Source organism: Lentzea sp. DG1S-22 (assembly GCF_036321065.1).
In the GTDB taxonomy this organism is placed as follows: domain Bacteria; phylum Actinomycetota; class Actinomycetes; order Mycobacteriales; family Pseudonocardiaceae; genus Lentzea; species Lentzea jiangxiensis.
Genome location: NZ_CP143276.1, coordinates 6573815 through 6592494, shown reverse-complemented (window position 1 = coordinate 6592494; position 18680 = coordinate 6573815). Strand labels below are relative to the sequence as shown.

The 18680-nt window shown below is 67.3% G+C and carries 31 protein-coding genes; 6 read left to right on the top strand and 25 right to left on the bottom strand.

Translation table 11 applies throughout. The annotated features are described in order from the left end of the window. Positions 1–717: 717 nt before the first annotated feature. From rplO to rpsL, 25 genes are all read right to left on the bottom strand, one after another. Entirely contained in the window at positions 718–1161 is a 444-nt protein-coding gene (gene rplO, locus V1227_RS31185) for a 50S ribosomal protein L15 (protein WP_236216129.1), read from the bottom strand. Continuing rightward, positions 1158–1343 carry a 50S ribosomal protein L30 gene (gene rpmD / locus V1227_RS31180; protein ID WP_090046919.1) on the bottom strand — a complete coding sequence of 62 codons (186 nt, stop codon included), beginning with the start codon at positions 1341–1343 and terminating at the stop codon, positions 1158–1160. Before rpmD ends, rplO begins: the two co-directional genes overlap by 4 nt. 2 nt (positions 1344–1345) lie before the next feature. Beyond that, positions 1346–1954: a 30S ribosomal protein S5 gene (gene rpsE / locus V1227_RS31175; protein ID WP_030473451.1), complete on the bottom strand. Its 609-nt coding sequence runs from the start codon at positions 1952–1954 to the stop codon at positions 1346–1348. A 34-nt stretch (positions 1955–1988) separates the two neighbouring features. Beyond that, positions 1989–2390, bottom strand: coding sequence for a 50S ribosomal protein L18 (rplR, locus tag V1227_RS31170; RefSeq protein ID WP_236216131.1), 402 nt, complete (start codon positions 2388–2390; stop codon positions 1989–1991). A 1-nt stretch (position 2391) separates the two neighbouring features. Continuing rightward, entirely contained in the window at positions 2392–2931 is a 540-nt protein-coding gene (rplF, locus tag V1227_RS31165; RefSeq protein ID WP_090094708.1) for a 50S ribosomal protein L6, read from the bottom strand. Between the two features lie 12 nt (positions 2932–2943). After that, positions 2944–3342: a 30S ribosomal protein S8 gene (rpsH, locus tag V1227_RS31160; RefSeq protein ID WP_030473454.1), complete on the bottom strand. Its 399-nt coding sequence runs from the start codon at positions 3340–3342 to the stop codon at positions 2944–2946. Between the two features lie 121 nt (positions 3343–3463). Then, positions 3464–3649, bottom strand: coding sequence for a type Z 30S ribosomal protein S14 (locus V1227_RS31155; protein ID WP_030473455.1), 186 nt, complete (start codon positions 3647–3649; stop codon positions 3464–3466). Between the two features lie 4 nt (positions 3650–3653). Continuing rightward, on the bottom strand, positions 3654–4217 hold the full coding sequence (gene rplE / locus V1227_RS31150; RefSeq protein WP_090094707.1) for a 50S ribosomal protein L5: 564 nt from the start codon (positions 4215–4217) through the stop codon (positions 3654–3656). 2 nt (positions 4218–4219) lie between these two features. Further along, the gene (rplX, locus tag V1227_RS31145) at positions 4220–4534 is read right to left on the bottom strand and encodes a 50S ribosomal protein L24 (RefSeq protein ID WP_030473457.1); all 315 of its coding nucleotides are present in this window, start codon (positions 4532–4534) and stop codon (positions 4220–4222) included. Positions 4535–4536: 2 nt separating this feature from the next. Continuing rightward, positions 4537–4905, bottom strand: coding sequence for a 50S ribosomal protein L14 (gene rplN, locus V1227_RS31140; protein WP_030478306.1), 369 nt, complete (start codon positions 4903–4905; stop codon positions 4537–4539). 70 nt (positions 4906–4975) lie between these two features. Next, complete coding sequence (rpsQ, locus tag V1227_RS31135; protein ID WP_065915974.1) at positions 4976–5257, bottom strand: 30S ribosomal protein S17; 282 nt, start codon at positions 5255–5257, stop codon at positions 4976–4978. Next, positions 5254–5496 carry a 50S ribosomal protein L29 gene (gene rpmC / locus V1227_RS31130; protein ID WP_090094705.1) on the bottom strand — a complete coding sequence of 81 codons (243 nt, stop codon included), beginning with the start codon at positions 5494–5496 and terminating at the stop codon, positions 5254–5256. Before rpmC ends, rpsQ begins: the two co-directional genes overlap by 4 nt. Then, positions 5496–5915, bottom strand: coding sequence for a 50S ribosomal protein L16 (gene rplP, locus V1227_RS31125; RefSeq protein ID WP_030473461.1), 420 nt, complete (start codon positions 5913–5915; stop codon positions 5496–5498). The genes rpmC and rplP overlap by 1 nt, the downstream gene beginning before the upstream one ends. Before the next feature lie 3 nt (positions 5916–5918). Next, complete coding sequence (gene rpsC, locus V1227_RS31120) at positions 5919–6752, bottom strand: 30S ribosomal protein S3 (protein ID WP_090094704.1); 834 nt, start codon at positions 6750–6752, stop codon at positions 5919–5921. Continuing rightward, positions 6752–7150 (bottom strand): 50S ribosomal protein L22, encoded by a 399-nt coding sequence (gene rplV / locus V1227_RS31115; protein WP_090094703.1) that lies wholly within the window; start codon positions 7148–7150, stop codon positions 6752–6754. The genes rpsC and rplV overlap by 1 nt, the downstream gene beginning before the upstream one ends. 34 nt (positions 7151–7184) lie before the next feature. Continuing rightward, positions 7185–7466, bottom strand: a complete 282-nt coding sequence (gene rpsS, locus V1227_RS31110) for a 30S ribosomal protein S19 (protein WP_030478300.1) — start codon at positions 7464–7466, stop codon at positions 7185–7187. An 18-nt stretch (positions 7467–7484) separates the two neighbouring features. Continuing rightward, on the bottom strand, positions 7485–8318 hold the full coding sequence (gene rplB / locus V1227_RS31105; RefSeq protein ID WP_089949047.1) for a 50S ribosomal protein L2: 834 nt from the start codon (positions 8316–8318) through the stop codon (positions 7485–7487). 19 nt (positions 8319–8337) lie between these two features. Next, the gene (gene rplW, locus V1227_RS31100; RefSeq protein WP_090046572.1) at positions 8338–8637 is read right to left on the bottom strand and encodes a 50S ribosomal protein L23; all 300 of its coding nucleotides are present in this window, start codon (positions 8635–8637) and stop codon (positions 8338–8340) included. Next, positions 8634–9320 (bottom strand): 50S ribosomal protein L4, encoded by a 687-nt coding sequence (rplD, locus tag V1227_RS31095; protein WP_236216135.1) that lies wholly within the window; start codon positions 9318–9320, stop codon positions 8634–8636. Before rplD ends, rplW begins: the two co-directional genes overlap by 4 nt. Further along, complete coding sequence (gene rplC, locus V1227_RS31090) at positions 9320–9970, bottom strand: 50S ribosomal protein L3 (protein ID WP_089949042.1); 651 nt, start codon at positions 9968–9970, stop codon at positions 9320–9322. Before rplC ends, rplD begins: the two co-directional genes overlap by 1 nt. Before the next feature lie 27 nt (positions 9971–9997). After that, positions 9998–10303 (bottom strand): 30S ribosomal protein S10, encoded by a 306-nt coding sequence (rpsJ, locus tag V1227_RS31085; RefSeq protein ID WP_003938093.1) that lies wholly within the window; start codon positions 10301–10303, stop codon positions 9998–10000. Positions 10304–10892: 589 nt separating this feature from the next. Next, the gene (gene tuf, locus V1227_RS31080; RefSeq protein ID WP_090094700.1) at positions 10893–12086 is read right to left on the bottom strand and encodes an elongation factor Tu; all 1194 of its coding nucleotides are present in this window, start codon (positions 12084–12086) and stop codon (positions 10893–10895) included. Positions 12087–12231: 145 nt separating this feature from the next. After that, on the bottom strand, positions 12232–14334 hold the full coding sequence (gene fusA, locus V1227_RS31075; protein WP_236216137.1) for an elongation factor G: 2103 nt from the start codon (positions 14332–14334) through the stop codon (positions 12232–12234). A 77-nt stretch (positions 14335–14411) separates the two neighbouring features. Beyond that, positions 14412–14882 carry a 30S ribosomal protein S7 gene (gene rpsG, locus V1227_RS31070; protein WP_065915967.1) on the bottom strand — a complete coding sequence of 157 codons (471 nt, stop codon included), beginning with the start codon at positions 14880–14882 and terminating at the stop codon, positions 14412–14414. Between the two features lies 1 nt (position 14883). Further along, positions 14884–15258 carry a 30S ribosomal protein S12 gene (rpsL, locus tag V1227_RS31065; protein WP_030473471.1) on the bottom strand — a complete coding sequence of 125 codons (375 nt, stop codon included), beginning with the start codon at positions 15256–15258 and terminating at the stop codon, positions 14884–14886. A gap of 332 nt (positions 15259–15590) precedes the next feature. On the opposite strand from rpsL, the gene V1227_RS31060 reads away from it, so the two are divergent. The 6 genes from V1227_RS31060 (at position 15591) to V1227_RS31035 (ending at position 18659) form a co-directional block, all read left to right on the top strand. After that, on the top strand, positions 15591–16055 hold the full coding sequence (locus tag V1227_RS31060; RefSeq protein WP_329788862.1) for a hypothetical protein: 465 nt from the start codon (positions 15591–15593) through the stop codon (positions 16053–16055). Further along, a complete protein-coding gene (locus tag V1227_RS31055; protein WP_329788861.1) occupies positions 16052–16504 on the top strand; it encodes an LppU/SCO3897 family protein in 453 nt (150 codons plus the stop codon). Before V1227_RS31060 ends, V1227_RS31055 begins: the two co-directional genes overlap by 4 nt. Positions 16505–16517: 13 nt before the next feature. After that, a complete protein-coding gene (locus tag V1227_RS31050) occupies positions 16518–17342 on the top strand; it encodes a phosphotransferase family protein (protein WP_329788860.1) in 825 nt (274 codons plus the stop codon). 40 nt (positions 17343–17382) lie between these two features. Beyond that, entirely contained in the window at positions 17383–17688 is a 306-nt protein-coding gene (locus V1227_RS31045) for a TFIIB-type zinc ribbon-containing protein (RefSeq protein ID WP_090094696.1), read from the top strand. 90 nt (positions 17689–17778) lie between these two features. Then, a complete protein-coding gene (locus tag V1227_RS31040; RefSeq protein ID WP_329788859.1) occupies positions 17779–18225 on the top strand; it encodes a hypothetical protein in 447 nt (148 codons plus the stop codon). Then, positions 18222–18659, top strand: a complete 438-nt coding sequence (locus V1227_RS31035) for a hypothetical protein (RefSeq protein WP_236216145.1) — start codon at positions 18222–18224, stop codon at positions 18657–18659. Before V1227_RS31040 ends, V1227_RS31035 begins: the two co-directional genes overlap by 4 nt. The last annotated feature ends 21 nt before the right edge of the window (positions 18660–18680 follow it).

Sequence of the window (18680 nt, the reverse complement as noted above, 5' to 3'; positions counted from 1 at the left end):
CACGCGCGTCGCCGACCAAGGCGCACGGCGAGGACGGCACGGCGGCGCCTGCCAGGCGACGGTGGGCACGGCGAGTGAGACGAGGCGGCGCTGGGTGGGCGGCCTCGGCAAGGGCACGGCGAGCACGGGACAGGCGGAGCCGGGCAGGACGAGCGCGCGTACCCAGCCGCACCCGCCAACGCAAGGCGACCACGCACCCAGGCCCGGCGCGCACCCAACCGGACAGCCGCAATCTCAAGGCGACCACGCACCCAGACCCGGCGCGCGTACCCAGCCGCACCCGCCAACGCAAACCAACCACGCACCCAGGCCCGGCGCGCGCACTCAACCGGACAGCCGAAGTCGCACCCGGCCACGCACGCAGCCTGGCGTGGCGATGCGCAGCGAGCCGGATGAACCTGGCGCCGCCGGGTAGCGGTCGGCACCGGCGAAGGCGATCGGGGCTTTACCGCGAGGGGCGGGATGCTCCCCTCTCGGGCACGGCCGGGCGCTTTTCAGCCCGGCTTTTGAAGGCCGTCTCAGCATCCCGCCAGAGGCTCGAGGTCAAGCCCCAATCGCCACCCCAACGCTTCGTCCCGACCTGACGGACCACCCTCGCAAGGCGACCCGACCGCGCCAGCGCAATCACCCCGCTGGAACCAACCCGACCCCCAGCAACGCCGAAGGGCCCCGAGGCAAAAGCCTCGGGGCCCTTCGACAACGTCCCAGAAGGAAACGTCAGGACGCGACGGTGGAAGACCCACCGGCAGCGGCCAGCTTCTCCACAGCGGACTTGGAGAACTTGTCGGCGGTGACGTCCAGCTTGACGCTGACCTCACCATCGCCCAGCACCTTGACGAGCGAGCCCTTGCGGACCAGCCCGGCCAGGACCAGCGCCGGAACGTCGACCGAACCGCCCTCGGGGAACGAGGCAGCGATGTCGGACACGTTCACGACCTGGTACTCGGTGCGGAACGGGTTGCGGAAGCCCTTGAGCTTCGGCAGCCGCATGTGCAGCGGCATCTGGCCACCCTCGAAGCGCGGCGAGACGTTCTTGCGAGCGCCCGTGCCCTTCGTGCCGCGGCCGGCGGTCTTGCCCTTGGAGCCCTCACCACGACCGACGCGGGTCTTGGCGGTCTTGGCTCCGGGGGCGGGACGCAGGTCGTGGATCTTGATGGTCACGACTGGACCTCCTCAACAACCACCAGGTGGCGCACGGTGTGGATCAGACCGAGCACCTGGGGGGTGTCCTCGCGCACGACCGACTGGCGGATCTTGCGCAGCCCGAGGGTGCGCATCGACTCGCGGTGGTTGTGCTTGGTACCGATGGTGCTGCGAACCTGCGTGATCTTCAGCTGAGCCATGATCACACCCCCTGGCCCGCGCGAGCGCGGATCATGCCGGCGGGGGCGACGTCCTCGAGGGGCAGGCCACGACGGGCCGCGACCTCTTCGGGACGCTGCAGGCCCTTGAGGGCCGCCACGGTCGCGTGCACGATGTTGATCGCGTTGTCGGAGCCGAGCGACTTCGACAGCACGTCGTGCACGCCGGCGCACTCGAGGACGGCGCGGACAGCGCCACCCGCGATGACACCGGTACCGGCCGAGGCCGGACGCAGCAGGACCACGCCAGCGGCCTTCTCACCCTGGACCGGGTGGGGGATGGTGCCGGCGATGCGGGGAACGCGGAAGAAGTTCTTCTTCGCTTCCTCGACACCCTTGGCGATGGCCGCGGGAACTTCCTTGGCCTTGCCGTAGCCGACGCCGACCATGCCGTCGCCGTCGCCCACCACCACGAGGGCGGTGAAGCTGAACCGACGACCACCCTTGACCACCTTGGAGACGCGGTTGATAGCAACCACGCGCTCGAGGTGGGGGGTCTTCTCCTGGGCCGCGCCGCCGCGGCCGCCGTCACGACGGTCGCGGCGCTCTCCGCGCTCGCCCCCGCCGCCTTCGCGACGCGTACGTCCTGGCATCAGGCGTCCCTCTCAATTCCGGTGATGATCATTGTCAGAACTCCAGCCCCGCCTCGCGAGCGGCGTCAGCCAGAGCGGCGATGCGGCCGTGGTACGCGTTGCCACCGCGGTCGAACACGACCGCCGTGACGCCGGCGTCCTTGGCACGGGCCGCGGCCAGCTGGCCGACCTTGGCCGCACGGGCCTTCTTGTCGCCCTCGAGGGCACGGACGTCGGCCTCCATGGAGGACGCGGACGCGATCGTGTGGCCCTTGAGGTCGTCGATGATCTGCACGGTGATGTGCTTCGACGAACGGTGCACGGCCAGGCGCGGACGCTCGGCGGTACCGTTGACCTTCTTGCGGAGGCGGAAGTGGCGACGGGCCTTCGCAACACGACGCCTGGTGGAGATGTCCTTGCCCACCGGCTTGCGCTTCGTAACAGTCGACTCGCTCATGTCACTTACCCGTCTTTCCGACCTTGCGACGGATCTTCTCGCCCGAGTAGCGGACGCCCTTGCCCTTGTACGGGTCGGGCTTGCGCAGCTTGCGGATGTTGGCGGCGACCTCACCGACCAGCTGCTTGTCGATACCCGAAACGGAGAAGCGGGTCGGGGTCTCGACCGCGAAGGTGATGCCCGCGGGGGCCTCCACCTTGACCGGGTGCGAGTAACCGAGCGCGAACTCGAGCTCAGAGCCCTTGAGCGCGACGCGGTAACCGACGCCGTGGATCTCCATCTTCTTTTCGTAACCCTGGGTCACGCCGACGACCATGTTGTGCACCAGCGTGCGCGACAGGCCGTGGAGCGCGCGGTTGCGGCGCTCGTCGTTCGGACGCTTGACCTCGAGCGTGCCGTCCTCAGCCTTCTCCAGGCTGATCGGCTCAGCGATCGTCAGCGTCAGGGTGCCCTTCGGGCCCTTGATGCTGACGTCCTGGCCGGCGATGTTCACGTCGACCCCGGAGGGGACAATGATCGGCTGCTTACCGATGCGCGACATGTCTACTCCCCCTTACCAAACGTAGGCGAGGACTTCTCCGCCCACGCCTGCCTTGTTGGCCTGGCGGTCGGTCATGAGACCGCCAGAGGTCGAAATGATCGCCACACCAAGACCGCCGAGAACTCGCGGCAGGCCGGTGGACTTCGCGTACACGCGCAGGCCGGGCTTCGACACGCGGCGGAGGCCGGCGATGCTGCGCTCGCGGTTCGGGCCGTACTTCAGCTCGACGACGAGGTTCTTCGCGACCTCGCCCTCCTCGTCGCGGTACGAGGCGATGTAGCCCTCGCGCTTGAGGATCTCGGCGATGTTGGCCTTCAGCTTCGAGTGCGGCATCACGACCTTGTCGTGGTAAGCCGAGTTCGCGTTCCGCAGACGAGTGAGCATGTCTGCGATCGGGTCGGTCATCGTCATGGTGACCTGGTCAACCTTTCTCGCTGCGGTTCGCCGCTCAGGGTCCAGACCCGGCCTCCCCCGGAGAGGGAGGCGCGGGACGGTCGTGTGCGGGCCTACAGCGAAGTAATGGAGCTTGGAATTACCAGCTGGACTTGCTCACGCCAGGCAGCTCACCGCGGTGAGCCATCTCGCGCAGGCAGATCCGGCAGAGGCCGAACTTGCGGAACACCGCGTGGGGGCGGCCGCAACGCTGGCACCGGGTGTAACCCCGGACCTTGAACTTCGGCTTCTTCGCGGCCTTGTTGATCAACGCCTTCTTGGCCATCGACTCAGTTCTCCTTGAACGGGAAGCCCAGGTGCTTCAGCAGCGCCCGGCCCTCCTCGTCGTTCGTGGCGGTGGTGACGACGGTGATGTCCATGCCGCGGGGACGGTCGATCGAGTCGGGGTCGATCTCGTGGAACATCGACTGCTCGTTCAGACCGAACGTGTAGTTGCCGTTGCCGTCGAACTGCTTGCCCGAGAGACCGCGGAAGTCGCGGATGCGCGGGAGAGCGATCGTCAGCAGGCGGTCCAAGAACTCCCACATGCGGTCGCCGCGCAGCGTGACGCGCGCGCCGATCGGCATGCCCTCGCGCAGCTTGAACTGCGCGATGGACTTGCGGGCCCGACGGACCTCGGGACGCTGGCCGGTGATGATCGAGAGGTCCTTGACGGCACCCTCGATCAGCTTGCCGTCACGGGCGGCGTCGCCGACACCCATGTTGACGACGACCTTCACGACGCCCGGGATCTGCATCACGTTGGCGTAGTTGAACTGCTTCTGCAGCTCGCCGGTGATCTCCGAGCGGTAGCGCGTCTTGAGCCGCGGGATGATCTTCTCTGCGGTAGTCATGATCAGATGTCCTTCCCGTTACGACGGGAAATGCGGACCCGCTTGCCCTCGTCGTTCGTACGGTAACCAACACGGGTCGGCTTGCCGTCCGAGTCGACCACCATCACGTTGGAGACGTTGATCGGGGCTTCCTGGGTCACGATGCCACCGGACTGCGCGCCCCGCTGGGTCTGCGTGATCCGGGTGTGCTTCTTGATCCGGTTGACGCCCTCGACCAGGACCTTGCCGGTCTCCGGGTAGGCCTGGATGACCTTGCCCTTCGCGCCCTTGTCCTTGCCGGCGATTACGACGACCGTGTCGCCCTTCTTCACCTTCATGGTCAGAGCACCTCCGGAGCCAGCGAGATGATCTTCATGAACTTCTTGTCGCGCAGCTCACGACCGACCGGGCCGAAGATGCGGGTACCGCGGGGCTCGTTGTCGTTCTTGATGAGCACGGCGGCGTTCTCGTCGAAGCGGATGTACGAGCCATCCGGACGACGGCGCTCCTTGACGGTGCGGACGATGACGGCCTTGACGACGTCACCCTTCTTCACACCGGCACCGGGGATCGCGTCCTTGACGGTCGCGACGATGATGTCGCCGATGCCCGCGTAGCGGCGGCCCGAACCACCGAGAACACGGATGCAAAGGATTTCCTTCGCACCAGTGTTGTCGGCGACACGAAGCCGCGACTCCTGCTGAATCACTTACTTGCTCCTGACCATTCCTGGCCCGCCGGATTTCCGACCCGACGGGCTCGGTCTGTCTAGAAAGGACTTACTTGGCCTTCTCGAGGATCTCGACGAGCCGCCAGCGCTTGGTCGCCGACAGCGGTCGGGTCTCCATCAGCAGGACGCGGTCGCCGATGCCCGCCGCGTTCTCCTCGTCGTGCACCTTCACCTTGGTGGTGGAGCGCATGATCTTGGAGTAACGCGGGTGCTTCTTGCGGTCCTCGAGCGCCACGACGATCGTCTTGTCCATCTTGTCGGACACGACGAGGCCCTCGCGGACCTTGCGGTCGTTGCGCTTCTCGGTCTGGACTTCGTTGCTTTCGGTCATGCCGCACCCTCACCAGTGGAATCCGGCGAAGCGGAGAGTCCGAGCTCCCGCTCCCGCATCACGGTGTAGATCCGGGCGATGTCGTGCCGGACCGTGCGCAGACGCCGGTTGTTGTCGAGCTGGCCCGTGGCCATCTGGAAGCGAAGGTTGAAGAGCTCTTCCTTCGACTCCTTCAGACGCAGCACGAGCTCTTCCTCGGTGAGCTCACGCAGCTCGGAAGCGGTGGTACCCGCTGCCATCAGAACTCACCACCCTCACGCGTAACGATGCGGCACTTCATCGGGAGCTTGTGGATCGCGCGGCGGAGCGCCTCGCGAGCGACCTGCTCGTTCGGGAAGGCCATCTCGAAGAGGACGCGACCCGGCTTGACGTTGGCCACCCACCACTCCGGCGAACCCTTACCGGAACCCATGCGGGTCTCGGCCGGCTTCTTCGTCAGCGGACGGTCCGGGAAGATGTTGATCCAGACCTTGCCGCCACGACGGATGTGGCGCGTGATGGCGATACGAGCGGACTCGATCTGCCTGTTGGTGACGTACGCCGGCTCGAGAGCCTGGATGCCGTACTCGCCGAAGGTGACCTTCGTGCCGCCCTTGGCAGCACCCGACCGCTTGGGGTGGTGCTGCTTGCGGTGCTTGACCCTACGAGGGATGAGCATGACTCAGCTCTCCGTCTTCTCTGCAGCAGCCGGGGCCTCGGCCGACGCGGAAGCGTCAGCTGCGGCACGACCGGCCTCGGTGCTCGTCGCGGTGGTGCCGCTGGCACCGGAGCGACGGGCCCGGTTCGGACGCTCGCCACGGTCGCGGCGCGGGGCGCGGTCGGCCTGCGAAGGCGCAGCCGCGTCGAGCGCGCGCTTGGCGGAGATGCCACCGACGATGTCGCCCTTGTAGATCCACACCTTCACGCCGATCCGGCCGAACGTGGTGCGGGCCTCGAAGAAGCCGTAGTCGATGTTGGCGCGGAGCGTGTGCAGCGGCACGCGGCCGTCGCGGTAGTGCTCCGAGCGGGACATCTCGGCGCCGCCGAGGCGACCGCCGCACTGCACGCGGATGCCCTTGACCTGCGGCGAACGCATGGCCGACTGGATGGCCTTGCGCATCGCGCGCCGGAAGGCGACGCGGTTGGACAGCTGCTCGGCGACACCCTGTGCCACGAGCTGCGCGTCCGACTCGGGGCTCTTGACCTCGAGGATGTTCAGCTGGACCTGCTTCTTGGTGAGCTTCTCGAGCTCACCGCGGATGCGGTCCGCCTCGGCACCGCGACGGCCGATGACGATGCCCGGCCGGGCGGTGTGGATGTCGACGCGCACCCGGTCACGGGTCCGCTCGATCTCCACCTTGGAGATGCCGGCACGCTCCATGCCCTTGCTGAGCAGGCGGCGGATCTTGACGTCCTCCGCCACGTACTCGGCGTACTGCTTGTCTGCGTACCAGCGGGACTTCCAGTCGGTGGTGATCCCCAGCCGGAAGCCGTGCGGGTTGATCTTCTGGCCCACTACCGCGTTCCCTTCGCGCTGGTCTTCTTGGGACGAGACTCCACCTCGATGGTGATGTGGCTCGTCCGCTTGCGGATCCGGTACGCGCGGCCCTGGGCACGCGGGCGGAAACGCTTGAGGGTCGGACCCTCGTCCACAAAGGCCGCCGACACCCAGAGGGTGGCGGGGTCCAGGGACAGGTTGTTCTCGGCGTTGGCCATGGCGCTGGCGAGCACCTTCGCGACCGGCTCAGAAGCGGCCTGGGGCGCGAACTGGAGCACGGCCAGGGCCTCGCTGGCGTTACGACCCTTGATGAGCTCGACGACGCGACGGACCTTCATGGGGGTGTCGCGGACGTAGCGAGCCCGAGCCACGGCGCGCGGAAACTCCTGCGCCTCAGCGTCCTTACGGGCGTTCATCGCTGCTTTTCCCTTGCTCTTCTCAGTTCGACGCCTAGCGGCGACGAGACTTCCGGTCGTCCTTGATGTGACCCTTGAAGGTGCGGGTCGGGGCGAACTCGCCCAGCTTGTGCCCGACCATCGCCTCGGTCACGAACACCGGGACGTGCTTGCGACCGTCGTGCACCGCGATGGTGTGGCCGAGCATGTCCGGGATGATCGTGGACCGGCGGGACCACGTCTTGATGACGGTCTTCTTGCCCGCTTCGTTCTGGACGTCCACCTTCTTGAGCAGGTGGTCGTCGACGAAGGGACCCTTCTTAAGGCTGCGAGGCATCCTTCACTCCCTCCCTGCTCAGCGCTTCTTACCGGTGCGACGACGCCGGACGATGAGCTTGTCGCTTGGCTTACGGCGGCGGGTACGGCCTTCGGGCTTGCCAGCCGGGTTGACCGGGTGGCGACCACCGGAGGTCTTACCTTCACCACCACCATGCGGGTGGTCAACGGGGTTCATGGCGACACCGCGGACGGTGGGCTTCTTGCCCTTCCACCGCATGCGGCCGGCCTTGCCCCAGTTGATGTTCTGGTGCTCCTTGTTGCCGACCTCGCCGAGCGTGGCGCGGCAGCGCACGTCCACGTTGCGGATCTCGCCCGAAGGCATCCGCAGCTGGGCGTACGGGCCGTCCTTCGCCACGAGCTGCACCGAGGCACCGGCGGAGCGGGCGATCTTCGCGCCGCCGCCGGGGCGGAGCTCGATCGCGTGGATCACGGAACCGACCGGGATGTTGCGCAGCGGCAGGTTGTTGCCCGGCTTGATGTCGGCCTTGGGGCCGTTCTCAACCGTGTCACCCTGCTTGAGCTTCTCCGGGGCGATGATGTAGCGCTTCTCGCCGTCCGCGTAGTGCAGCAGCGCGATGCGCGCGGTGCGGTTGGGGTCGTACTCGATGTGAGCGACCTTGGCCGGCACGCCGTCCTTGTCGTTGCGGCGGAAGTCGATCAGGCGGTAAGCCCGCTTGTGACCGCCACCCTTGTGCCGCGTGGTGATCTTGCCCGACGCGTTGCGGCCGCCCAGCTTGTGCAGCGGACGGATCAGCGACTTCTCCGGAGTCGACCGAGTGATCTCGGCGAAGTCGGAGACGCTCGCACCGCGACGACCGGGGGTCGTCGGCTTGTACTTGCGAATGCCCATCTCTACGCAGTCCTCGTCATCAGGCGGCAGGGCCGCCGAAGATCTCGATCGGCTTGCTGTCCGAAGACAGGGTCACGATCGCGCGCTTCGTGTCCTTGCGCTTGCCGAACCCGGTGCGGGTGCGCTTGCGCTTGCCCTGCCGGTTGATGGTGTTGACGCTGACGACCTTCACGCCGAAGACCTTCTCCACGGCGATCTTGATCTGCGTCTTGTTCGAACCCGGAGCCACCAGGAAGGTGTACTTGTTCTCCTCGAGCAGTCCGTAGGACTTCTCGGAGATCACGGGCGCGAGCAGGACGTCCCTGTGGTCGGGGATCACTTCGAGGCCTCCTCGTCCACCACGGTCGCCGTGGCCTCGGCCGAGCCAGAACCCGACTGGGCCTTGCTGGCGAGGAACACGTCGAGCGAGTCCTTGGTGAACACCACGTCGTCGTTGACGAGCACGTCGTAGGTGTTGAGCTGGTCGGGCGCGATCACGTGCACGTGCGGCAGGTTGCGCACGCTGACCCACGCGACCTCGTCGGTGCGGTTGAGCACCACGAGAACGCGACGAGCCTGGGTGACCGACTCCAGGACCTTGCGCGCGGTCTTGGTCGACGGGGTGTCCCCGTCCACCAGGCCGGACACGACGTGCACCTGGTTGGCGCGGGCCCGGTCGGAGAGGGCGCCACGCAGAGCGGCGGCCTTCATCTTCTTGGGCGTCCGCTGCGAGTAGTCACGCGGCTGCGGGCCGTGGACGACGCCACCGCCGGCGAACTGCGGAGCACGCGTCGAACCCTGGCGGGCACGACCGGTGCCCTTCTGGCGGTACGGCTTCTTGCCACCACCGGACACCTCGCCGCGGGTCTTCGTGGCGTGCGTGCCCTGGCGAGCGGCGGCCTGCTGGGCCACCACGACCTGGTGCAGCAGCGCGACGTTCGCCTGCGCGTCGAAAACAGCCGAGGGGAGCTCGACCGTGCCGGCGGACGCACCGTCCGGCGTACGGATCTCAACCGTCGACATCAGGCACCACCCTTCGCGGCAGTCCGGACGAACACCAGACCACCCTTGGGGCCGGGAACAGCGCCCTTGATGAGCAGCAGGCCGTTCTCGGCGTCGATCTTGTGCACCTTCAGGTTCTGGGTCGTGACGCGCACGTGGCCCATGCGGCCGGCCATGCGCAGACCCTTGAAGACGCGACCCGGGGTGGCGCAGCCACCGATGGAACCCGGCGAGCGGTGCTTGCGCTGGGTGCCGTGGCTGGAGCCGAGACCCCGGAAGTTGTGGCGCTTCATGACACCCGCGGTGCCCTTGCCCTTGCTGGTGCCGGTGATGTCGACAACAGCGCCGGCCTCGAACACCTCAGCGGTGATCTCCTGGCCGACCGTGTACTCGCCGGCGTCCGCCGTGCGCAGCTCCACCAGGTGGCGGCGAGGCGTGACCCCGGCCTTGGCGAAGTGGCCCGCGACGGGCTTGTTGACCTTGCGCGGGTCGATCGCGCCGGCCGCCAGCTGGACGGCGGTGTAGCCGTCCTTCTCCTCGGTGCGAACCTGGGTCACGACATTGGGCTCAGCCCTGACGACGGTCACCGGGACGACCCGGTTGTTCTCGTCGAAGACCTGAGTCATGCCGAGCTTGGTGCCCAGGATGCCCTTCATCTGCCTGTCAGACATTGGTCCGTTACTCTCCGCGCCCAACGCTTACTGGATGTTGACGTCGACGCTGGCCGGCAGGTCGATGCGCATGAGCGCGTCCACCGTCTTCGGCGTCGGGTCGAGGATGTCGATCAACCGCTTGTGCGTGCGCATCTCGAAGTGCTCGCGCGAGTCCTTGTACTTGTGCGGCGAGCGGATGACGCAGTACACGTTCTTCTCAGTGGGCAGCGGCACGGGCCCGACAACCCGAGCGCCGGTGCGCGTCACGGTCTCAACGATCTTGCGCGCAGACGCGTCGATCGCCTCGTGGTCGTAGGCCTTGAGCCGGATGCGGATCTTTTGTCCCGCCATGATGGCTTGCCGTTCCTCTGCTTCTCGTAACCGCTGCGGTGCGGTGCCTCGGATGAGGCCTGTTACAGCCTCTTGGCGCGCTCCGCCCCTGTTGAAGTGTCATGGTGCCCGGTCCACGCGGTCGGGCGTGTCGCGCCCGGTGCGCATACCGGTCCCACGCAAGGTCTCCCCGGTGGGATTGGGCCTACCACAGCCCATGCACCCTGATGCCCATCTCCGCAAGGAGGCGTTCACTAACAGGGCGCGGACGCTCGGTCGAATGGTTCGAGCACGCACGGATGCGACCCGGCCTTCGTCGAGCAACCCGTAAAGAATGCCACACGGTCGTGAGGCACTCCAAATCGGGGTGGGCGACTTGGTCCCAGATCACGTCCGGATCTTGACCGGTGAGCCGCCCCGTCCGTCGTGTGTGGAGCGACGGCGGTGCGGGTTCCATTGTCCGGCAACGGGTTCGCCGACGCGTCCTCGTTCGCCGGTTCCCGGCGACTGCTCGGCGTGAGCTGCCGCACAGCTCGCCCGGAGGAACGACGAAGGCCGGGCCAACGGGAAGCCGTTGGCCCGGCCTGTCGCCGAACTGGGTCGAGCTAGGTCACTTGATGATCTTGGTGACCGAGCCGGCGCCGACGGTGCGGCCACCCTCGCGGATCGCGAAGCGGAGGCCCTCGTCCATGGCGATCGGCTGGATCAGCTTGACCGACATACCGGTGGTGTCACCCGGCATGACCATCTCGGTGCCCTCGGGCAGCGTCACAACGCCGGTCACGTCCGTCGTGCGGAAGTAGAACTGCGGACGATAGTTGTTGAAGAACGGCGTGTGGCGGCCACCCTCGTCCTTGGACAGGATGTAGACCTGCGCCTCGAACTCGGTGTGCGGGGTCGTGGTGCCCGGCTTGACGATGACCATGCCGCGCTCCACCTCCTCGCGCTTGATGCCGCGGAGCAGCAGCGCGGCGTTGTCACCGGCGCGACCCTCGTCGAGGAACTTCTTGAACATCTCGATCGAGGTGACAGTCGTCTTCTTCGACTGCTCCTTGATACCGACGATCTCGATCTCGGAGTTCACGTTGATGATGCCGCGCTCGATGCGACCGGTCACGACGGTGCCGCGGCCGGTGATCGTGAAGACGTCCTCGACGGGCATGAGGAACGGCTTGTCGGTCTCGCGCTCGGGCTCCGGGATCGCCGTGTCGACGGCGTTCATGAGCTCGAGAACGGACTTGCCCCAGGTCTCGTCACCCTCCAGCGCCTTCAGCGCCGAAACGCGCACGACCGGCAGGTCGTCGCCCGGGAACTCGTACTCGGAGAGCAGCTCGCGGACCTCGAGCTCGACGAGCTCCAGGATCTCCTCGTCGTCGACCATGTCGGCCTTGTTGAGCGCGACGACGATGTAGGGGACGCCGACCTGGCGGGCCAGGAGGACGTGCTCCTTCGTCTGCGGCATCGGGCCGTCGGTCGCCGCGACCACCAGGATGGCGCCGTCCATCTGCGCCGCACCGGTGATCATGTTCTTGATGTAGTCGGCGTGACCGGGGCAGTCGACGTGCGCGTAGTGACGGTTCTCCGTCTGGTACTCGATGTGCGCGATCGAGATCGTGATGCCGCGCTGCTTCTCTTCCGGCGCCTTGTCGATCTGGTCGAACGCGAACGAAGCGTTCACATCGGGGTACGCGTCGTGCAGAACCTTGGAGATCGCCGCGGTCAGCGTGGTCTTGCCATGGTCGATGTGACCGATGGTGCCGATGTTGACGTGCGGCTTCGTCCGCTCGAACTTCGCCTTCGCCACTGGATTGTCCTCCTGGACTTCTTTTGCTGGTCCGGCCGGCTAGGTGGCGGCCGGCCGGACTTACACGTCAGGGTCAAAAAGTAGCGGACCCCAGGGAATCAACCCCGGAGAGCCCGCGGTGGAACTGCGGTGCTCCGGTGTGGGGCTATTCCCCAGTCGCCTTCGCGATGATCTCCTTCGAGACGTTCGCGGGAACCTCTGCGTAGGAGTCGAACACCATCGAGTAGTTGGCACGACCCTGGGTCTTGGACCGCAGGTCACCCACGTACCCGAACATTTCCGACAGCGGGACCAGCGCCTTGACGACACGGGTACCGCTGCGCTCCTCCATGGCCTGGATCTGGCCACGGCGGGAGTTCAGGTCGCCGATCACTTCACCCATGTAGTCCTCGGGCGTCGTGACCTCGACGGCCATGATCGGCTCGAGGATCGCGGGGGAAGCCTGACGAGCAGCTTCCTTCAGCGCCATGGAGCCGGCGATCTTGAACGCCATTTCCGAGGAGTCGACCTCGTGGTAGGCGCCGTCGAGCAGCGTCACCTTCACGCCGACCAGCGGGTAGCCCGCCAGCACGCCGTACTGCATCGCGTCCTGTGCACCCGCGTCGACCGACGGGATGTACTCACGCGGGATGCGACCACCGGTGACCGCGTTGACGAACTCGTAGAGAGCGCCGTCGTCGGACTTCGGCAGCGGCTCGACGGTGACGAGCACCTTCGCGAACTGGCCGGAACCACCGGTCTGCTTCTTGTGGGTGTAGGAGTACTTCTCCACCGCCTTGCGGATGGTCTCCCGGTACGCCACCTGAGGCTTGCCGATGTTGGCCTCGACCTTGAACTCGCGGCGCATGCGGTCCACCAGGATGTCCAGGTGGAGCTCGCCCATGCCGGCGATGATGGTCTGGCCCGTCTCCTCGTCGAGGTTGACCCGGAACGTCGGGTCCTCCTCGGCGAGCTTCTGGATCGCGGTGCCGAGCTTCTCCTGGTCCGCCTTCGTCTTGGGCTCGATGGCCACCTGGATGACGGGCTCGGGGAAGGTCATCGACTCGAGCACGATGGGGTGCTGCGGGTCGGCGAGGGTCTCACCGGTCGTGGTGTCCTTGAGACCGATCACGGCGTAGATGTGACCCGCGATGGCCTCGGTGACCGGGTTCTCCTTGTTGGCGTGCATCTGGAAGATCTTCCCGATGCGCTCCTTGCGGTCCTTGGTCGCGTTGACGACCTGGGTGCCGGAGGCGACCTTGCCCGAGTAGACCCGGATGTAGGTCAGCTTGCCGAAGAACGGGTGCACGGCGATCTTGAACGCCAGCGCCGAGAAGGGCTCCTCGGAGGAGGCCTTGCGCGACACGACGGTCTCGCCGTCCTGCAGCGTGCCCTCGACCGGCGGGAGGTCCAGCGGCGACGGCAGGAAGTCGATCACCGCGTCGAGCATGGGCTGGACGCCCTTGTTCTTGAACGCGGAACCGCACAGCACCGGGTAGGCGGTGCCCTCGGCGACGATCTTGCGGAGACCCGCCTTGATCTCGTCGACGGTGAGGTCGCCCTCCTCGAGGAACTTCTCCATCAGCTCGTCGCTGGTCTCCGCGACGGCCTCCAGGAGCCCCTCGCGGAACTCGTTCGCCTTGTCGACGAGGTCGGCCGGGATCTCCTCGACCGCGTAGTCCTCGCCCTTCTGGACCTCGCCACGCCACGTGAGCGCGCGCATCTCGACCAGGTCGACGACGCCGATGAAGTCGCTCTCGGCACCGATCGGGATCTGGATCGGGAGGGGCTTCGCGCCCAGGCGCTCGGAGATGGTGCGGATGGTGAAGTAGAAGTCCGCGCCGAGCTTGTCCATCTTGTTGACGAAGCAGATGCGCGGGACGTCGTACTTGGTCGCCTGCCGCCAGACCTGCTCGGACTGCGGCTCGACGCCCTCCTTGCCGTCGAAGACGGCAACGGCACCGTCGAGGACGCGCAGGTTGCGCTCGACCTCGACGGTGAAGTCGACGTGGCCGGGCGTGTCGATCAGGTTGATCTGGTGGTTCTTCCAGTAGCAGGTCGTCGCGGCCGACGTGATCGTGATGCCGCGCTCCTGCTCCTGCTCCATCCAGTCCATCACGGCCGCGCCGTCGTGAACCTCGCCGATCTTGTAGCTGATCCCCGTGTAGAAGAGGATCCGCTCAGTCGTCGTGGTCTTGCCCGCGTCGATGTGCGCCATGATCCCGATGTTGCGGACCTTGGCAAGATCAGTGAGCACGTCCTGTGCCACGGGTCTTTCCCCTGTCTTGAGCTTGTCAGCTCACTAGGGCCGGGAGCGCCCGGCCTGCTTGGAGGCCGGGCGTCACATCACCAGCGGTAGTGGGCGAAGGCCTTGTTGGACTCGGCCATCTTGTGAGTGTCCTCACGGCGCTTGACGCTCGCACCGAGACCGTTGCTCGCATCGAGCAGCTCGTTCATCAGACGCTCGACCATCGTCTTCTCACGGCGCTGCCGGGAGAACGTGATCAGCCAACGAAGCGCCAGCGTGGTGGAGCGGCCGGGCTTGACCTCGACCGGGACCTGGTAGGTCGCGCCACCGACGCGGCGGCTCTTGACCTCGAGGGCCGGCTTGACGTTGTCGAGCGCGCGCTTCAGCGTGACGACCGGGTCGGTGCCGGTCTTCTCGCGAGCACCCTCGAGCGCTTCGTAGACGATCTTCTCGGCCACCGAGCGCTTGCCGTCGACCAGCACCTTGTTGATCAGCTGGGTCACCAGCGGCGAGCTGTAGACCGGGTCGGAGATCAGCGGCCGCTTGGGGGCCGGTCCCTTGCGGGGCATCTCAGCTCTTCTCCTTCTTCGCGCCGTAACGGCTGCGAGCCTGCTTGCGGTTCTTCACACCCTGGGTGTCGAGAGAGCCACGGATGATCTTGTAACGAACACCCGGCAGGTCCTTCACACGACCGCCGCGCACGAGCACCATCGAGTGCTCCTGGAGGTTGTGACCCTCACCGGGGATGTACGCCGTGACCTCGATACCGCTGGTCAGCTTCACGCGAGCGACCTTGCGCAGTGCGGAGTTCGGCTTCTTGGGGGTGGTGGTGTAAACGCGGGTGCACACACCGCGCCGCTGCGGCGAGCCCTTGAGGGCCGCCGTCTTCTGCTTCGCCACCTTGTCCTGGCGGCCCTTGCGGACCAGCTGCTGGATCGTTGGCATTCGCCGGCTGCTTCTTCCGTCTTGCGGGATTCCCTTGCGGTTCACCCTCGTGTTTCTTGTTCCCTCTCTGCACCCGAGGTCGGGCGTGTCGCCCTCTCCCCAGGTCCGCAGGCAACAGTTCAACTGCCCCTGCGAGTGGAGGACACCGCGGCCTCACGGGCACGCGGAGCGGCCCGACATGGGTCGGGCACGAGTAGCAAAGATACCCGCCCACGTCTACCTGGGTCAAAACGGGGGTACCGCAGCACCGCCTGCAGCAGACATGGTGCGCTTGATCAACACGCTACGGGGGAACGACCTTGTCGCAGGCGAGCGGCTTCGAGAAGTGGTACATGCGTGGTGTGGTCACGTTCTTCGGTCTGGTGCTGATCGTTCCGGCGATCATCTTCATCCCCGAGGTGCTGTCGGAACTGGAGGTCGGTGACTGCGCCGAGCCGGTCGCCGAGTCGGAGGGCGGGTTCGACATGGATGAGACCAACTGCACAGCGCGGGAGGCGGCCTACCGGCTCGTGCGCCTCGATCGGAAGCGCGGGTGCCCTGAGGGCGACTACCTCGCGCGCTCCGAGCGGGCGGCGGGCAAGAGCGGCGGCAGGAAGTACTTCTGCTTCGTCCTCAACGCGGCGGAGGGCGACTGCTTCAAGCGGGGCGACGCCTTCCACGAGCGCGTCGCGTGCGGCACCAGCGGTGCGCAGAGGGTGTCCAAGGTGGCCCGCGCCCACGACCGGGCGTTGTGCGGCGGCCGCGAGGCCCGCGTCTACCCCGACCCCGCGATGACGGTCTGCCTGGAGAAGGCGTGAAGTCCGCGGCGCTGGTCGCCGCCCTGGTGCTGGCCGCGACCGGGTGTGCCGGCTGCGCGGAGCAGGCCGGCGTCGGCGAGTGCGCGAAGCAGGTCGACCTGAACGACACGAGCGTGAACATGGCCGAGGTCGACTGTTCGTCGCAGGAGGCCGTGTACCGCGTCTCCTCCCGTGAGCGGCGCACGATGTGTCCCACCGGCGACTACCTGACGGAGTCGTCGGGCAGGTCGAAGAAGAACGGCAGGACGAGGCTCTGCTACGTGCTCAACGTGAAGGAGGGTGACTGCCTGAAAGCGGTCAACCAGTACTTCGAACGAGTGAAATGCGGTGCGGGGACGCGCAAGGTCACGAAGGTCGTGGACGGGAAGTCCGACCGGGCGCTGTGCGCGGGCGACGACTCGAAGACGTACACGCAGCCGGTGAGGACGATCTGCGTCGGCAGGGCCTGATCTACTTGTGCGCGTGGACGACCTGATCGCGGCGATGGCCTCGCTGACCGGCTCCCCCGCCGACCCGGAGGTGCTCGGCGGCGACCGCGGCGACGTCGTGGTGGTGCGCGTCGGCGACGTGGTGGCCAAGGCGCTGCCCGCGGACACCGACGTCGAGGCGCTGCGGCAGCGGCTGGACATCGCGGCGGCGCACCCGGAGCTGATGCTGCCGCCGCTGATGCCGTTGCAGTTCGTGGACGACCGGCCCGTGACGGTGTGGCCGTACGGGACGCCGGTGAGCCAGGCGGATCCCGATGCCGCGCCGTGGGAGGAAAGCGCGGCACTGCTGGCGAAGTTGCACGCGTTGCCCGCACAGGGTCCCGTGGCCGGTGCGCCGGACCGGATCGTGCGCGCCATCAAGGCGTTGCCGCCGGAGTTGCCGCACGCCGACGTGGTGCTGAGGGCGTTCGAGGTGCTGCCGCCTCTCGGCATGTCGGCGAAGGCCCTCATCCACGGCGACTGGCACCTCGGGCAGCTCGTGCACCGGGGTGCCTGGCGGCTCATCGACGTGGACGACCTGGGGGTCGGGGATCCGGTCTGGGACCTGGCCCGGCCTGCGGCGTTGTTCGCGGCCGGGGTCCTGCCCACCGACCTGTGGGCGCGGTTCCTGAACGCCTACCGTGAAACGGGAGGTGTGGCGCTGCCGACATCCGAGTGGGAAGCGCTCAACATCCCGGCTCAGGCGTACGTTGTGCAGATGGCGGCGCGGGCGCTCATGTCCGGGTTGCAGGCAGTGGAACCGCTGGTCGAGGCCTGTCGTCGGATCGTCGCGACGTACGAGAGCAGTGACCGCGGCTAATATCGTTTTTGTCCGGTCCCACCGCAGGAGGCTCACCACGATGCAGTGTCCCAAGTGTCATGCGAACATGCGCACGTTCGACCGCATGGGCGTCCACATCGAGCAGTGCGACGGCTGCCGCGGGGTCTTCCTCGACTACGGCGAGCTCGAGTCGATCACGCGCCTCGAGGCCCAGATGCAGGCTCCGCCGCCCGTCGCCCCGCCGCCCGCCGCCTACCCGGCGCCGGCCCAGCCCGCCTGGGGTGCCGCACCGCAGCAGGTCCACCACCACCACGGCGGCCACGCGGGCTACGGCTACGGCCACCGCAAGCACCGCGGCCTCGGCGGCCTGTTCTTCTCCTCCTGATCTGCGCGACGGCCCCGGATCCCTGCTCCGGGGCCGTTGACGACTACCGAAAAACAGGTGGATAATCGGTAGTCAAAGGGAGGTGCAGCCATGTCCGTCGCGACCGAGGCCGCCCAGATCCGCGACCTCTTCGACACGATCGAGGAGATCGAGGCCGTAGCCTCGTCCCTCTCCGAAGACGACGAACGCCGCCGCCGCCTCGACGGCGTGGTGGCCAAGACCCTCCGCCAGGCCCCACCGGTACGTCCCGTGGTGGCGGGCGAGCTCCTCGACCTCACCGAGAAGACCGTGAAGGCCTGGGCCCGCGAAGGCGTGCTGGCCATCCACAGCCGAGAACCGCGCATGCTGCTCGACACCGTGCGCCTGCACGAGGTCCTGCACCTCGTCTCCGACCTCCGCCGCGCCGGCAAGACCCGCGGCCTCATCGACGAGGTGCACCGCCGCCTCAGCGACCAGTCCCTGCTCGACAGGTCCGACCTCGCCACCTCCCTCGACGAGATGCGCAACGGCAAGGGACGCGTGGTCCGCACAGCTTGATCCAGGTAGTAGAGACCCACACCGCCCACGCCCAGGCCAACGGCCTGCGCGGCCGTGCCCGCCTGGCCTACGAACGCTTCCTCGACGAGCTGGCCCACTCCGGCTGCGCCGCCCTCGGCTACCGGGTCACGGGCCCGGAGCCCCTGCCGCGCCTGTGCGTGAAGCACCTGCGCGGCGCCGACCGCGTGGTCGTCGCCTTCCCCTCCCCCGACGTCGTGTGGGTGCTCCTGGTGGGCCCGCACGACGACGACCCGGGGGTCGACCTCTACGAGGCCCTGTACGAGATGGCCGGCGTGCGACCCCGGCTGTCGGAGAAGCGCACCAAGCCCCGCTGCTGCACCGACGAGAGCGGCGTGCCGCCGTTGGTCGACGAGCACCTGGTGGACGACCTCGTCATCCGCGCCCGCGCACTGGCCCGCGCCCGCCGCCGCTAGGCCGGCAACCTCCGCGCACTC